This window comes from Geobacter sp. (genome assembly GCF_030834625.1).
Classification (GTDB): Bacteria; Desulfobacterota; Desulfuromonadia; order Geobacterales; family Geobacteraceae; genus Geobacter.
The window spans coordinates 38876-55132 of sequence record NZ_JAUQXO010000012.1; the positions used below are offsets into that span (position 1 = coordinate 38876).

Here is a 16257-nt window from a genome sequence, read left to right on the forward strand (position 1 = left end):
AGGAGATGTTCATGACTAAGAGGCTTTTATTCATTGGTGTCGCCATGTTGTTGCAGTGCGCCGCCTTTGCTCACGGATACGAATACGGTGCCGAAGATACCACCCGGTTGATGACTGAAATGATCACCGACATCGGCGGACACGACGCGGTGCGCGCCAATAACGGGAAGATCCTGCGGTGTACTCACAGGGGCACCAAGAAGATTACCATAGTTCAGAAGGACGGATTGACCAGGTTCACGGCAGAGTATGGGAACTGCCAGGAGAACGGGAAAACCAGGGACGGTGTCTACGAGGTAGTCCTCAGGGGGGATGAAATTGTCAGCAGCACTTCGCGCCGCTCGAAAAACGGCCACCTGTTCGATGCGGCAATGAACGATGATGCCGGCAAGGTTCGGGAGTTGATCAAGGCCAAGGCCGATGTGAACTATACCGAGAGCACGTCCCGCATAGAAGGGGTCCCGATTGATGAATGGACGCCCCTCATGTCGGCTGCGGTATCCGGAAATCTCGACATTGTCAAACAGTTGGTCGCTGCGGGAGCCTGGGTGAATTATATGAACAGCCTGGCTGTCAATGCGGTCTGGATTGCTGCCAACAACGGGAAACTGGATGTTGTGAAGTATCTGGTGAGGCATGGCGCATACATCGATAATCGGAACAAGGAGGATGTTACACCATTGATGGCGGCTGCCATGAATGGCCATCTGGAAGTGGTTAGATTTTTGATTGACGTGAAAGCTAATCTTGATCTTGTACACAACGATGGCAATGGTGATACAGCCCTGATGTTCGCTTTGGCCAACGGGCATACAGCAATTGCCCGCTACCTTGTGGAGGCTGGGGCGAATGTTGATATCCGTAACAAATTCGGAGTCGACGCCTTGCATATCGCTGCTGCGGAAGGGAATACGGATGGCATGAAAATATTGATCGAGCACAATGCGGACTTGACAGCCAGGATTGCCAGTGGCATGACTGCGCTGGAAATTGCGCGTGCAAAAGGGCATACTGCTGTTGCTGAAACGATAGAAAAGGCATTCAATAAAACAAAGTAGTTAGGTCGATCAGGGATATTAATGGCTACGGTATTGGTGACAGGGGGCGCCGGGTTCATCGGCTCCCACGTGGCGGACGAACTGCTGAAAAAGGGGCATGGGGTCGTCGTGCTCGATGACCTGAGTGGCGGGAGCGTGGACAACGTCCCGTGCGGGGCGACGTTCGTGGAGGGTTCGATCCTCGATCAGCCCCTGCTCGAACAGCTCTTTGCGGAGCACCGTTTCGAGTACGTGTTACACCTCGCCGCCTATGCCGCCGAAGGGCTGAGCCACCACATCAAGCGCTTCGTCCATAACACCAACCTGATCGGCTCCGTGAACCTGATCAACCTCTCCGTAATGCACGGCATCAAATGCTTCGTCTTCACCTCCTCCATCGCGGTGTACGGTGCGGCCCAGCTCCCCATGAGCGAGGAGATGACGCCACATCCGGAGGATACCTACGGCATCTCGAAATATGCGGTGGAGATTGAGCTGGAGGCGAGCCGCAGGATGTTCGGGCTGGATTACATCGTGTTCCGTCCCCACAACGTCTACGGAGAACGGCAGAATATTGGCGACGCCCACCGCAACGTGGTGGGGATCTTTATGAACCAGATCATGCTGGGGCGCCCGGTGACCATCTACGGCGACGGAACCCAGACCAGGGCGTTCAGTCACATCTCCGACGTGGCGCCGGTCATGGCTGCCTCCGTCGACAACCGGGAGGCATACAACCAGGTCTTCAATATCGGCGCCGACAGGCCCTTCACCATTCTGGAGCTCTGGCAGGTCATCGCCCGCGAGATGGGTGTGGAGCCGGAAGCGACCTTCCTCGCCAAGCGGGACGAGGTGCAGCATGCCGTAAGCAGTCATGAGAAGCTGCGGCGCTTCTTCGAGCTGCCTGAGCCGCTTCCCCTGGAAGAGGGAATCCGCAGGATGGCCCGCTGGGCGAGGCGGGTCGGCCCCCGCGAGGCCCGCAGGTTCGAGGGCCTTGAGATAACCAGAAATCTCCCTCCGGGCTGGACGTGATCCATGTGGAACGAGCAGACGGTACAGGTCATCTTTCCGGCCTTCAACGAGGAAGAGAGCATCCGGCAGGCCATCACCGACTTTTACGACACGGGCTTCGTGGATGAGGTCATCGTTGTCGACAACAATTCGACCGATGGCACGAGGGAAGAGATTCTGGCAACCAGGGCAACGTATCTCTTCGAGCAGCAGCCCGGCTATGGCGCGGCGCTGACCAGGGGGCTCAGGGGGGCGACCGCCGACATCATCGTAACCTGCGAGCCCGATGGCACCTTCTCGGCGAAGGACCTGCTCAAGCTGCTGATTTACTCCGATGACTACGATGTGGTCTTCGGCACGCGGACGTCCAAGGCGGCCATCTGGTCCGGGGCCAACATGAGCTGGCTGCTGCGGATCGGCAACGTGGCCGTGGCGAAGCTTCTGGAATACCTCTTCAACGGCCCCTGCCTGACCGATGTGGGGTGCACCATGAAGCTAATCAAAGGGGCCGTGCTGAAATCGTTCGTCCACCGGCTTTCGGTGATCGGCTCCCACTTTCAGCCCCAGTTCATGATCATGTGCATCCGCGCGTCCAACAAAGTCATCGAGATCCCGGTGGAATACCTCCCCCGTAAGGGGGTTTCCAAGATTACGGGGAAGCTGGGCAAAGCCATAAGGCTCGGTATGACCATGATCCTCTTTATTCTGAAAACCCGCTTTCAGACCCTTTTCCCGCGATGAACCAGCCGCTTGCGCGAAATCAGAAGATCGACTATCTGCTGCTGATCCTCCTGACGGTGGGAATCTACGCCAGGACCCTGGGGCATGAGTTCCAGATGAGCTGGGACGACAACTGGTACATCGTCTACAACGATTCGATCCAGGGGTTCTCGTGGCAGAACCTGAAGACCATCTTCTCCTCCATCTACCAGGCCAACTACGCCCCCTTGCAGATGCTCTCCTACATGGTCGACTACAGCCTGTGGGGACTGCAGCCGGGGGCGTTCGCCCTGACCAACTTCGTATTCCATGCCCTGAACGGGGTGCTCGTTTACCGGCTGCTTTTCAGCCTCCATGGCGAGCGGCTCCTGGCGCTGGTTGCGGCTGCCTTCTTCCTGGCCCATCCGCTGCAGGTGGAGTCGGTTGCCTGGATCTCCTGCCGCAAGAACGTGCTGTCGCTCTTCTTCTTTCTTCTTTCCTGGGAGGCGTATCGGTGCTACCGCACTGCTGAAGCGGGGCGGGGCCGGTGGGCCTATTTCTCATCTCTGGCGGCCTTCCTCCTGTCGCTCATGGCCAAGTCCACCACCCTGGTGCTGCCGGTGATCCTCGTGCTGTATGATCTCTGCTTTCCCGAGGCCGGCAGGCACCTGCGGCTTAAGGACAAGATCCCCTACGCTCTTGCGGCGCTGGTTTTCGCGCTGGTCTCCATGCATGTTCAGCAGCACGATTTCCAGGGGGGAATCCGTGAGCCTTACCACGGTGGAAGCCCCCTGGCCACCTTCTATACCATGCTGCCGGTCTTCTGCCTCTATCTGTGGCGGCTGGTCTGGCCGGCGGGCCTGAGCGCCATCTATGATCCCCTCGTCCATGCCGCGCCGGATGGGGTGGTGCTCGCTGCGGGCCTGCTCCTGGCGGCACTGGCCTGGGGCGGGTATCGCCTGTTCAAATACGACCGGCGGCTCGGTTTCTGGCTGCTGTTCTTCTGGATCGGGCTCCTTCCCTTTGCCCAAATTGTCCCGATTTATTGGCTGATTACCGATCGCTATATCAATGTCTCCATCATTGGCGCCGCGGCCCTGGCAGGAGCCGGGGCGGTATTCCTCCGCTCGTGGCTTGGTGCACGGGGGGCACCGCTCCTCTACCTGGCCGTTACGGTCTGGATTGCCGCTCTTTCCGTCGCCTCCTTCCAGCGGGTCGGCGTCTGGCGCAATTCCCTCACCCTCTGGAGCGATGCGGTGGCCAAGCTGCCGAATACCCCCCGGATATGGGAGCATTACGCCGAAGCCCTTCTAAGCTCCGGGCAGGCGGATGCATCCCGCCGGGCCTACGAGCATCTCCTGGCCTCCCAGCCGACCAACGTCGCGGCGCTGGCCGGCCTGGGGGATCTCTACACCGTAGGGGGGGAGCTGGACAAGGGGATGACTCTCCTGAACAGGCTGCTGGCGATCAAGCCGGACCATGTCATAGGGTGGGCCAGCCTCGGCACCAACTACCTGAAGCGCGGCAACTATGCCGAAGCGGAAAGGGCCTATCTGCGGGCACAGTCCCTGCAGCCGGAGGCGTGGCAGGTGATGGTTCTGCTGGGGGATCTCGCCCAGACCCGGGGCGATGCGGGAAAGGCGCGTCAGTTTTACGAACAGGCGGAGGCTCGGATCCGGGGCAACGCCGAGATTGCCTATAAGTTGGCTTGCATCGAGGCCATGGCAGGTGATCTGGATGCCGCCATTACCTGGCTGGAAAAGGCGGTGCAGCGCGGGTACGCCAATGCCCAGTCCCTGGCCGATGATGAGCAGTTGGCAGCACTATGGCAGGACCCGCGTTTCTACCATCTGCTGGAACGATACTCCCTTCAATAACAGAATGAGGTGACCACGTGATTACGAGAATGATCTTTATTGGGCTTTTTCTGGTCTTTTCGGCGGTGTCCGGTTTTGCCGAGGAGGGGTCCGGAACGATTACCGGTAAATGGATTACGAAAGAATACGGTCCCATGACGGGGGGCCAGGTGCTGCTGTTCAACAAGGCGAATGGTCCCCCCCCCGCAAGCCACAAGTATCTGCGTCTTCCAGACCAGGGAACCGCCATCGACCAGGAGGGAACGTTCTCCGTGCAGCTTCCCACAGGGAGGTACTACCTGGTCATGCGCAAGCGGCTCGACCCGAGCAGTGCCGGTCCACCCCTGGAGGGGGAGCCCCAGTACTATGCCCGGGACAAGAATGGAAATCCCACGGAATACGTGGTAAAGGCCGGTAAGACCACGAACATTGGCACGATTACCAAGGTTACCCCCTATCGGAAAAAGCCTGTCACTACGGACGGAATAACCGGCATCGAGGGGACCGTAACCGACAAGCAGGGGCAGCCCGTGGCCGGTATCCGCGTTTTTGCCTATGAAACAACGGAAATGAAAGGAATGCCGCGCTATGCGTCAGGGGCGACCGGTGCCGACGGCAAGTATCTGCTGGTCCTGACCAGGAAGGGAACCTATTTTCTGAGGGCGCGCATCCACTATGGCGGCGGCAAGCCGGAAGAGGGCGAATTCATGGGCATTTATGGAACGTCGGAGAAGCCGAACTCCGTTGTCGTTGAACAGGGGAAGATGAGCAGAGGCATTGACATTCAGGTTGACAGACTCAGCCGGCAACCCGGGCAGCAGAGAGCTATGCCTTGATTACACGCGCAGGTTGCCTATGAGTGTGCGTGTAGGGGAAAGGATGCTTGTGGCACGTTCCTGGAAGACATATCTGGCACGGTGTGCGCTCGTTGGAGGAGGCTTTGCGGCTGGCCTCGTCCTTGGCTATCTGATCTTCACCTGTCAGGCCGAGCCCCGGCGGCATTCCCACACTCACATGGCCAGCTACCGCTTCACCAGTCCCCTCCTCGACTGCGAGATAGCAGGTGACCTGACCGCCGGGAGCGAGCTCCAGCCATTCAAGTACAAGGTCAAGGCTCTCATTTCCAAGAGGACCGCCGCCGGTGATGCCGACCATGTGTCGGTATACTTCAGACACCTGCAAAGCGGCGCTTCCTTCGGGATAAAGGCGGGGGAGAAATTCGTCCCGGCCAGTCTTCTGAAGGTAGTGGTCATGATGGCTTGGCTGAAGAGGGCCGAGCGCGACCCTGCGCTGCTCGGCCGGACCTTCCGCTACGACGGCGCCACCGACTGGAGCGCCCTCCAGACCATCAAACCCCGGGAGACCCTCGCCCCTGGCACGGCCTATACGGTTGACGACCTCATCTTCCGGATGATTGCCTATTCGGACAACAATGCCTGGCGGCTTCTCCTGGACAACATCGACACCCGGGAGCTGGACGCCATCGTCGCCGATCTCCATGTGAACTTCGATCCCACCAAGGCGGCGGAGGACTCCATGTCGGTCCGTGCCTATTCCTCCTTCTACCGGGTTCTCTACAACGCCACGTACCTCAATCGGGAGATGTCGGAAAAGGCGCTGCAGTACCTGAGCAACGGCGTCTTTCGCGACGGCATTGTCGGCGGGGTTCCGGCCGGCGTCACGGTGGCGACCAAGTTCGGCGAAAAGACCCTAGAGGAAAGCGGCATCAGAGAGCTGCATGAATTTGGCATCGTTTACCACCCCCGTGGAGCCTTCCTCCTTGGCATCATGACCAAGGGGCACGACTTTACCCGCCTGGCATCGGTGATTCGCGAAATTTCTGGCGTTGTGTACAGCGAAGTGTCCAGTCAGCGGGCCCATTGAACGGAAGATCGAAAACGCGGGGACAGGATGGATACGCCTGCTGAATCAAGGGTGTCCGTGAGTTCGGCGCTATGACGGGACGGCCATAAAGTTGATGCAATTCGTTGCGTGGAGCATTTTCTTTTCAGCTCTTGTGCTGTTTCCTCCCCCTTCTCTTGCAACGCTGGTGGAGGGGGTGGTGGTAGTGGAGCAGGGACCCCTGGTGGGGGCGGTGGTTTCCGCCTATGGTTCACTGAAGGATGTGCGACAGGGTACTCCCCTCTACCGGTCATCGGCGGGGGAGAGGCCCGGCTCCTACCTGCTGGACCTCCCGCCGGGGGGCTATCATCTGGTTGCCCGTGGGAAACGGGGTGCAACGGAGTACTTTTCTTTCCACGGCGCAAACCCCGTGAAGATCGGTAGCGAGAAACTCTGGCTACCCTTCATCGCAGTACCGGACCTGTCGTCTGCAATGAAGGCAACGGCCGATTTCGGGCTCTCGGGGGTAGTGACTTACCAAGGGAAACCGGTTGCCGATGCGCTTGTGTCCGTCTATCCTGCAGGGGGTGAGCAGTTTAGGGGGGTGGGCCTTGCAACGCAAGGCACGGGGCCCGATGGAACATTCAGTATCAGGGCTTTGGAGGGCGGCTATACGGTGGTGGCCCGCAAGCGGATGGTCGCCAACGGGGGGATGCAGATGCGCAAGGGGGATCTCTTCTGCTACTACCCCGGCAATCCGGTATCCGTTGCCGACGGGGCCGGTACGACCATTGAAATTCCCTGCTATCCCAAGGACGATGTGGAGGGTTTTCTGGCCGAGGGGATCACGGTCCCCCGGACCCGGCATCACCTGGCGCGGTTCCGGGAGCGGATTGAGGAGGCCCCGGCCCGATATGGCGTTTCCGGCAGGGTGACTGATCGTAGCGGGGAGGGAATGCCGGGGCTCACGGTGATGGCGTACAAGGGTGAGCCGGGGCAGCTTTTCCGAATGAATATTCTCCGGCTCAAGTCGGAATTCATGGGGACAACCGATGCCACGGGCGCCTTCACCATCGGGCTGAAGGAGCCGGGGACCTACTACCTCATGGCCCGTGAATTTGCCGGCGCCTCGCCCCACCGGGGAGAGCTGTTCGGTTTGTATGAAGAGAATGTCGACCATGCCGTGACCGTGACGGGGCAGCTCAAAGATGTGGGCATGACCGTGGGACGGGTGATGGCCGACCCGGCTGGCCCCAGAGAAGCCTCGAAAGGGAGAACAACGGGGGGGAAACCCATTCCGCCCAAAGGAGTCCTTCGTCTCGAAGATTCCGTGATCGACCGGGATACGGTCTGGAACGGCCGGGTGGAGATTGCGGGAAGGGTCGTGGTGGCGCGGGGGGCGACCCTCACCATCCGGCCGGGGACAGCGGTCCGGTTCAGAAAGGTTGACCGGGACAAGGACGGCGTCGGCGATGGCGAGTTGAGGGTGCTGGGGAGGCTGGTGGCGGAGGGGACGCCGCGGCAGCGGATCCGGTTCTCGTCCGCCGAGAACAAACCCAGACCGGGAGACTGGTCCTACATTCTCCTCTTCACGTCGGGTGCTGAGAACGTCATGCGCTACTGCGTCGTGGAGCATGCCTTCACGGGGTTCCAGGCCCATTTCTCCCGGGCGGTGGTGAGCGATTCGGTCTTTGCCGGCAACCACGAAGGGCTCCGGTTTGGCCGGGCTGAGCTGAGAATCGAGCACAACGACATCGAGCGCAACCGCTACGGCATCCGCTATCACCGACTGGAGGGGCCGGTGACCATGGAGTACAACCGGATCCGCGGCAACGGCGTGGGGATTTTTTTCGTGCCGTCCGGGCAGAATCGGGTGGATTTCATGCCTGACGAGTACGAGGCCGATCCGGCCTATGCCATGATGCCGGTCATCAGGTTCAACGCCATCAGCGGGAACCGCGAGTATGACTACCGGTTCGGCGACCGCCAGCGGTATGATACGGTGGTTCGCGACAATTGGTGGGGAACCACGGCGTTGGATAGAATCTATTTGAAGATATACGACAGAAAGGCAGATGCCGACCTGGGGGCCGCGCTGCTGACGCCGGTACTTACCGCTCCGCCCAGGGGGGCCGGAGTCCGGCGGTGACGCTTTCGACTAAAAATCAGTTACATCGACCGAAGCATTTGTAGTAATATGCCCGGATGCTCAAGCGCTTCTTCCTCTCCAGAAAGACGGTCATAACCCTCATTCTCCTTATGCTCGGAGCGATCCTCCTGGGCTACTCTTTCCCGCAACGCTTCCTCACGCCGCCGCCGGAACTGGACACGTGGCAGCTCGCCAACCCGACCCTGGCGAAGTTGTCGCGGGGGCTGGCCCTCGACCATGTCTATACCTCCCCCTGGTTCGCAGTGCTCCTCGCTCTGTTCCTCGTTTCGCTCTGCTTCTCTACCTGGGAGCAGTTCCGGATTGCCCTCCGGAAGAGCCGGGAGGGAATCTCGGAAGGAGAATCCTTTGAGACGCCGATCAGCGCCGCCGAGCTTGCCGCGGGTCTCCGTTCCCTGGGCTATCTGAAGCTAGGGGGGAGGGACGGCGCCAACCGGTTTGTCCGTCATCCGTGGGGATACTGGGGAAACTTCCTTCTTCACCTGGGGATCGTGGTCTCCATTGCCTCGTCGCTGCTCATCCTCCTCTGCGAGAAACGGGCGGTGATCGATCTGCTTGAAGGTGAAGTGCACCAGCCCGGTGCGGAGTGGATTAAGGAGGAACGGGGTCTTCTGGCCGGCAAGCTGATTCTCCCCGAAGCGGTCAGGCTTGACAGGGTTGTGCCCGAGTACTACGACAACGACAATATGCGGCAGCTTACCACTGATTTCAGTTTTGTGGATGCTGCCGGCCGGGCAACACCGTTTTCGATGCATATCAATAAGTCGGTCCGCCACAAGGGCATGCGCATTTTCCAGGGTAAGTCCCATGGCAGGGCATTCTTCGTGAAGTTTACGGGCAGGGACGGCCAGGAGCATGGCGAGGTTTTCTCCCTCGATCAGCCCGTTGACCGGAATACTGCGTCATACAAGGACTTTGTCCTCACCTGGCTGCCGAGCGAGCTCAAGACGAAATACTACGGGGATGCCGAGCGGCGTTCCCTCGACGGGAACAACCCCCTCTTCGTGATGCGCCTCATGGAAGACGGAAAGGTTGCCGCGGAACTTCCCCTGAAGGTTGGGGAGACGGGGCGACTCGGCGACTACTCGGCCCAACTGGTCAAGGTTGAACGCTGGGGGGGGCTGATCTTCATCGATACCACCGGCATGGCGGGAATTTTCCTCGGATTCTTCATCGTCTGCCTGGGCGGGTCGCTCAGCTATTTCTGCCCCCCCCGGGAATGCTCCCTCTCTCCCGCAGGGAGCGGGTGCCGGCTCGTCTGGCGGGCCACGCGTTTTGAACGGCTTTACCGCGACGAGTTCGATGAACTCCGAAGTCTGGCACGGTTGCCCGCCACGACGGATGAACAGAAGGCTTGAATTATTTATCATGGGGAGTTGCATGACATGATCAAAAAGGGTATTGCATTGCTTTTGCTTGCCGTTGCCGCTGTTTCCTGCAGCACCGTCGACTCTCGGGAGGTGGAGCAGGTTGAGGCCACGATCAAGAGGTACAACTCTCTTCTTGCCCAGGGGTACGCGGCACTGAACATGGCCGGACTGGCCCAGGTGGCTGAGGAGCAACAGACCGCCAAGGTTTACTTCCACATGGCGGCCCTCGGAGAGGGGCGGCTCAGGATGATGTCGGAGCTCAAGGACATATCCTTCAAGGATATCCGGTTCGCCAACAACACCTCTGCCTCCGTGAAGACCCGTGAGGTGTGGGACTTCCGGCATGTGAACATCGATACCGGGAAAGTCGAGCGGGACGAGAAGGGGTTCGTTTACCGGATGAATTACCGCCTCGCCAAGAAGAACGGCGCCTGGTGGATCAGGGACGTCGCCACGGAGCAGGGGGCCGATAAGAAGGCTCCCTCTGGTGCGCCGGCTCCAGGGAAGGGGACGGCACAGTAGCAGAGGCATTGCCCGCCGGTTCTCTGCAAAGGTTTGCCGCCCCGCCCGGCGTGATTAAGGGACGCTGTATGCGTCCCGATTCAGTGAGGTTCGCGTTTCCATGGAAAGTTCCTTTTCGACAATCACCATCGTCCACTGGGTTGCAGTGGTCATCTATGTGCTCGCCACCATCTTCAACGTTGCCGGCCTCATCTTCCGCAAGGAGCGCGCCACCGGGATCAGTTATCTCCTGGTGGGGGCGGGGCTTCTGGTCCACGGCATCGGCATCCTCTGGTGGTGGAAGATAGTCGGGCACGGCCCTTACATCGGCCGGTTCGAGGTTCTTTCTTCACAGGCCTGGATGGGGCTCTTCCTTTTCATGGTCTTTGCCCACTTCCTGCCGAAGATCAGATCGGCGAGCATCCTGGTGTTCCCGGCTGCCTTCCTGATGATTGCCATCGGCATCTTTTTCGAGCCCCAGGTGAAGATGCTGCCGCCGACGCTTCGGAGCGTCTGGCTCGTCCTCCATGTGACCTTCTACAAGATATCGGTCTGTACGCTGCTGGTGGCCCTGGCCTTTTCAATTTTCTACATTCTGCGAAAGCGCACCAGTCTCGAGTGGCTTGCCCGCCTTCCCGACGTGGAGACCATGGATATCCTCGCCTTCCGCTTCGCCGGTTTCAGCTTCACCTTCTGGGCCATTGCCATGCTGGCGGGGAGCATCTGGGCCTATGAATCGTGGGGGCGCTTCTGGGGGTGGGACCCCATCGAAACCTGGTCGCTCATTACCTGGGTGGCGTTCGGCATCTACCTGCACCTGCGGCGCTTCTTCGGGCTGAAGGGGGAGGCGGCGGCCTACCTCTACATCCTCTGCTTCCTCCTGTCGGTCCTTTCCCTCTTCTTCACGCCGCTGATTGGTTCGTCGGTCCACTCGGAGTATTTCAAATGATCCTGACCTCCGTATCTGACGCCATTCAGAATGGGCGGAAGCAGTTTTTCGCAGTGCCTGCGCCTTTCTGCCCTCTGTCGGGAGATAATCGATGAGCGAAGCACGCCGGCGGGAGCTTTTCGAAACGATCCGTGACTACATCGCCGCCCCCCGCGGGGAGGATCGGTTCGATTCCCTGGCGCTGGAGGTGTTCCGCTTCCAGTACGGGGCAAACGAGGCGTACCGCGCCTACTGCGACGGCAGGGGAATCGACCCCGCCGGGATCGGCCGGTGGGAAGATATCCCCGCCTATCCGTCAGACGCCTTCAAGAAGAATCTGGTCATTTCGTTCCCCTACGAGCAGACGGTCATGGCCAACGTCACGGGGGGGACCACTGACCCTGACCTGCGCGGGATAATCTTCAGGGACGAGTACGGCCGGGAGCTGGTGCTGGCGGCCAACCGCAAGGTGATGGGAGACTACGTCTTCCCCGAGGGGGAGCGGATGCCGATCCTGGTCCTGGCCCCGTCGCCGGAGACGGCCCCTTCCATGGGGATGGCCATCGGCATGGCCGAGACGATCCGCTCCTTCGGCACTGACCAGAGCGGCTTTTTCATCACGCGGCGGGGATTCCTTATCCGGGAATTCATGGACCGGCTCAGGGAATTGGTCGTAGCGGGAAAGCCCGTGGCGCTCATCGGTTCCACTTCCGCCTTTATCTATTTTTTCAACGCCTGCCGGAAAAACGGCCTCCGCTTCGCGCTCCCCGCCGGAAGCCGCATTGTGGACGGCGGCGGCTACCGGGGGCGTTTCGGGGACTGCGGCCGCGATGAATACTATGAGCGGTGCCGCGACACCTTCGGCGTGGACCCGGCCTATTGCCTCAACGTCCTCGGCATGGCCGAGAGCGCCACGAACAGCGTCGATTCCAGCCTCAGGGACCTCCTGGCGGGCATCGACCGGGAGCGGATCAAGCCGGACCTCCCCTGGTGTCGCGTCGTGGCCATGGACATCGGGACCTGCTCCCGGGTGCTCCCGCCGGGGGAGGTGGGGCTGCTGCGCCACTACGACCTGGCCAACCTTCCGACGGTCCTCGGCGTGCAGACCGACAACCTCGGCTACCGGACCGACGACGGCTTCGAGATCATCGGCCGGGCCCAAGTGGTGGACGGCAAGGTGTCTCAGATGCCTTCGGAGAAGCCCGTGGGCCCCATGGGGGAGAAGAAGATATTCTCCTTCCTCGACCTCTACATGAAATTCTCCATCGGCCGGCACATTGCGAAGATCAAGAAGGACGACCCCCTGTGCCCCTGCGGCGAGGCTATCGAGGAGATGATCGAGCGGGAGGGGAAGAAGTAGCATGAAGAACGTTATCCCGCATATCCCGAGAGGATTCGTATCCCATGAACATCCGTAACGTCGCCGTCATCCTGAATGGCTTTATCCACGACTTCGCCGCCGGGATATGGCTTGCCGCCATCGCCTCCATCGCCCTTATTCATCGAATGCACCAGGCCCAGCCCCAGGAGATCATCGCTGTTCTCAATCGCCTGGAGCATATATTCTTCTGGGGGAGTGTCGTCTCCATGGTGATCATCATGGCCACTGGCGCGGGACGAACTTTCACCTACGTGGATAACTGGTACGGCGCCGACGCGGAGCGGGTCCGCCGCCGGATGCTCATCATCAAGCACGTGGTACTTTTTTCATTCTTCGGCGTAGGCTATCTGATCATCTACCCGATGGTTTTCCACTGACGGGCATCCTGCCCCTTTCTGGTCTTCCTTTCCCTCCTCCCTCCTCCCTGCTCCGTCATAAGCCGGAGTGTTCCGCGACTTCACGGAGCGCCCCCGGGTGGCCCGCCACAATAAACTTGTGTTTAATAAGGCCTATGTGCGATTATTAATGCCATATGTAGGCGGCCCGATTTTTGCTGTTGTAAACGCTTGAGTTTTAACCTCTTTGAGGAGAAGTGCATGAAAATCAAAAGAATAGCTCTCATTACCCCTCCCTATCACTCCGGCGTGGTGGAGTCTGCCGGTACCTGGCTCAATGTGGGTTTCGTCTATATTGCCGGGGCACTCAGGGCTGCGGGGTATGAGGTGGATTACTACGATGCCATGTCCCTGTGGCACAAGTGGCCCGACATTCAGAAACGGATCGAGGCGTTCCGCCCCGATGTGATCGCCACAACCGCCTATACTGCATCCATTGTCGACGCGGTGAAGCTGCTGAAGTTCGCCAAGGCCATCGATCCCCGCATCGTCACGGTGCTCGGCAACGTCCACGCAGCCTTCTGCTACGACGAGGTTCTCACCCACGATCACGATGCCGTGGACTACATCGTCAGGGGCGAGGGGGAGGAGACGCTCCCCATGCTCTGCCACTGTCTCAATGCCGGCGACGACCCCAAGAAGGTTCTGGGGATTGCCTACTGGCGCGACGGGGGGGTAGTGGTCACTCCGAAGGCCCCCTATATCCACGATCTGGACAGTCTCCCCACAGCCTGGGATCTGGTTGAGTGGCCCATCTACACCTACCGGGCCAAGAAGAACGCCCGCCTCGCCATCGTCTCCTCCTCCCGCGGCTGCAAATCGCAGTGCTCCTTCTGCTCCCAGCAGCTCTTCTGGTCCCAGTCGTGGCGGGCCAGGAGCGCCGAAAACTTCGTTACCGAGCTGGAGATGCTCCACAACGTTCACGGCGTTCAGGTGGCCATGCTCTCCGATGAGCTTCCCACCTTCGACCGGGAGCGGTGGGTCAGGATCCTTGACCTGATGATTGAGCGTGAGGTGCCGGTGAAGCTCCTCATGGAGACCCGTGTCGACGACATCATGCGCGACGCCGACATCATGGACAAGTACCGGGAAGGGGGGGTCGAGCATATCTACGTGGGGGTCGAGGCCGGCACCCAGGAGACCCTCGATCTCTTCAAGAAAGACACTCTGGTCGACCAGTCCAAGGCTGCCATTGACCTCATAAACAACGCCGACATTGTCTCGGAAACCTCTTTCGTCCTCGGCATGCCCGACGACACTCCCGAATCCATCGAGCAGACCATCGAACTCGCCAAGCACTACAACCCCGACATGGCCTTCTTCCTCGCCATCGCCCCCTGGCCCTACGCCGAGCTTTACCCCGAGCTTGAGCCCTACGTGGCCACCAAGGATTACCGCAAATACAATCTGGTGGAACCGGTCATCAAGCCCAAGAACATGACAATGGAAGAGTTGGAGCGCCAGCTGGGCCGGGCGTCCCAGAAGTTCTTCATGCACAAGTTCCAGAATCTGGAGAAACTTACTCCTTGGAAACAGGAGTTCATGCTGTCGGTTCTCGATCTCCTCATCAACCACTCCTATCTGGCCGGCCAGATGAAGGCCATGCTCAAGGAGGGGAAGGAGATGCCCCCCGAGGTGAAGGCCCTGCTGAAGACCGTGAAGCACCACGGCGCATCACATCCGCAGACCTTCGCTCCGATTCCGTAACCGGTTTTTCCGCGACTCACGGGTAGGGGAAGAAGTCTGAAGGGATGATGTGCCGGTTATATGGCGAAGGTATCCCGCTATACCGCGGCATTGGTTGTTGTGCCGGCCCCTTTCGTGCCGGGATTTTAATCCTCCAAAACCGTGTTTTGTGACAGTTGGAGTGTTTTAATCGGGTTTTGTTCCGGCTGGCACATGGAATGCTTTAGTCGTTCTTCATTGTTCCAGGTTTGCCGGCCGGTTCTTTCCGGACGCGGTCGGCATAGTGAGATAGTCTCGTACGGGATGGCTCCCGTTCTTCTTCGAGATAGACGAAAGGAGGTAGTAACGCTTTGAAAAGGTCAAGGATTTTTAAAATGGTGCCCCAGGTCCTCATGGTCCTGTGGGCGATGGCAACACTGCTCCTGGCCGGGCCGGGAACAGTGCTCGAGGCGTCCGCGCTGACCGAGGCGGACTGTAGGACGTGCCACACCGGCGGTACTTACGGCTCGGTTTCCAACCAGCACCACCAGGTAGCTCTGCAGAAGGGGATCGACTGTTATACCTCCTGCCACAAGTTGGTCAAAGATCCCGTTACGGGCATCCTGACAATGCAGATGGTGCGCGACTGTATCGTCTGTCACGGCCAGTATGATCACTCGTTGGCCCACAACATGCTCTCCACCGCCCCGGACTGTGGCCAGTGCCACACCCAGCCGCCGGTGGCGGAACACAAGTCGATCTGCGCAACCTGCCACAGCAGCACCAAGCCGGAGGTGATCAACACCATCAATATCGGCAAGGGACCAACCGGAATACCGGTTAACTGCACCAACTGTCATGCAGGGGTCAACCACATCCTGCAGCACGACAAGGCGATTCCGTCGGTCGAGTGCGTCACGTGCCACGCCCAAGGGGTTGTCTACGAGCACCTGAACCGGACCTCCACCTGCGCTACCTGCCACCAGAGCACCAAGCCTGCGGTGATACAGGCAATCGCGGCCGGCCGCGCCGGCACCACCGTCAATTGCGTCAGTTGCCACGGTGCGCTTAACCACGTTCAGCAGCACGACATGGTGAGCACCCCCGTTGACTGCTCCTCCTGCCACAATCAGGGGCCTGTCTACGAGCACACGAACCGCACTTCCACCTGCGCCACCTGCCACAGCAGCACCAATCCGACGGTGCAGCAGACTATTACTACAGGCAAGGCAGGCACTCCCGTATCCTGCGCCAACTGCCATGGCCAGGTTAATCACGTCTTGGACCATAACAAGGCCCTGGCCAACGCCGACTGTGCCCAGTGCCACAACCTGGGCGTAGTGAACGAGCATCTTTCCCGCACTTCTACCTGTGCCACCTGCCACAACAGCACCAACCAGACGGT

At 59.7% G+C, this 16257-nt stretch carries 14 protein-coding genes; all 14 read left to right on the top strand.

Annotated elements, in window-relative coordinates:
* The first annotated feature begins 11 nt into the window (after nt 1-11).
* The gene (locus RCH91_RS02355) at nt 12-1058 is read left to right on the top strand and encodes an ankyrin repeat domain-containing protein (RefSeq protein WP_306532925.1); all 1047 of its coding nucleotides are present in this window, start codon (nt 12-14) and stop codon (nt 1056-1058) included.
* Nucleotides 1059-1079: 21 nt separating this feature from the next.
* Nucleotides 1080-2069 carry an NAD(P)-dependent oxidoreductase gene (locus tag RCH91_RS02360; protein ID WP_306532926.1) on the top strand — a complete coding sequence of 330 codons (990 nt, stop codon included), beginning with the start codon at nt 1080-1082 and terminating at the stop codon, nt 2067-2069.
* A 3-nt stretch (nt 2070-2072) separates the two neighbouring features.
* Nucleotides 2073-2789, top strand: coding sequence for a glycosyltransferase family 2 protein (locus tag RCH91_RS02365; protein WP_306532927.1), 717 nt, complete (start codon nt 2073-2075; stop codon nt 2787-2789).
* A complete protein-coding gene (locus tag RCH91_RS02370) occupies nt 2786-4624 on the top strand; it encodes a lipopolysaccharide assembly protein LapB (protein ID WP_306532928.1) in 1839 nt (612 codons plus the stop codon). Before RCH91_RS02365 ends, RCH91_RS02370 begins: the two co-directional genes overlap by 4 nt.
* Nucleotides 4625-4641: 17 nt before the next feature.
* Nucleotides 4642-5439: a carboxypeptidase-like regulatory domain-containing protein gene (locus RCH91_RS02375; RefSeq protein ID WP_306532929.1), complete on the top strand. Its 798-nt coding sequence runs from the start codon at nt 4642-4644 to the stop codon at nt 5437-5439.
* A gap of 43 nt (nt 5440-5482) precedes the next feature.
* Entirely contained in the window at nt 5483-6487 is a 1005-nt protein-coding gene (locus RCH91_RS02380; RefSeq protein ID WP_306532930.1) for a serine hydrolase, read from the top strand.
* 94 nt (nt 6488-6581) lie between these two features.
* Nucleotides 6582-8594, top strand: a complete 2013-nt coding sequence (locus tag RCH91_RS02385) for a right-handed parallel beta-helix repeat-containing protein (RefSeq protein ID WP_306532931.1) — start codon at nt 6582-6584, stop codon at nt 8592-8594.
* Between the two features lie 56 nt (nt 8595-8650).
* Nucleotides 8651-9970, top strand: coding sequence for a cytochrome c biogenesis protein ResB (locus RCH91_RS02390; protein WP_306532932.1), 1320 nt, complete (start codon nt 8651-8653; stop codon nt 9968-9970).
* Nucleotides 9971-9997: 27 nt separating this feature from the next.
* Nucleotides 9998-10504 carry a hypothetical protein gene (locus RCH91_RS02395; RefSeq protein WP_306532933.1) on the top strand — a complete coding sequence of 169 codons (507 nt, stop codon included), beginning with the start codon at nt 9998-10000 and terminating at the stop codon, nt 10502-10504.
* Between the two features lie 100 nt (nt 10505-10604).
* Complete coding sequence (locus RCH91_RS02400) at nt 10605-11432, top strand: cytochrome c biogenesis protein (protein ID WP_306532934.1); 828 nt, start codon at nt 10605-10607, stop codon at nt 11430-11432.
* A gap of 91 nt (nt 11433-11523) precedes the next feature.
* Nucleotides 11524-12771: a hypothetical protein gene (locus tag RCH91_RS02405; protein WP_306532935.1), complete on the top strand. Its 1248-nt coding sequence runs from the start codon at nt 11524-11526 to the stop codon at nt 12769-12771.
* A 44-nt stretch (nt 12772-12815) separates the two neighbouring features.
* Nucleotides 12816-13169 (top strand): hypothetical protein, encoded by a 354-nt coding sequence (locus RCH91_RS02410; RefSeq protein ID WP_306532936.1) that lies wholly within the window; start codon nt 12816-12818, stop codon nt 13167-13169.
* A gap of 219 nt (nt 13170-13388) precedes the next feature.
* Complete coding sequence (locus tag RCH91_RS02415; RefSeq protein ID WP_306532937.1) at nt 13389-14894, top strand: B12-binding domain-containing radical SAM protein; 1506 nt, start codon at nt 13389-13391, stop codon at nt 14892-14894.
* Between the two features lie 353 nt (nt 14895-15247).
* Nucleotides 15248-16257 (top strand): cytochrome c3 family protein (locus RCH91_RS02420; protein ID WP_373694360.1); only part of this gene is annotated, 1010 nt, incomplete at its 3' end.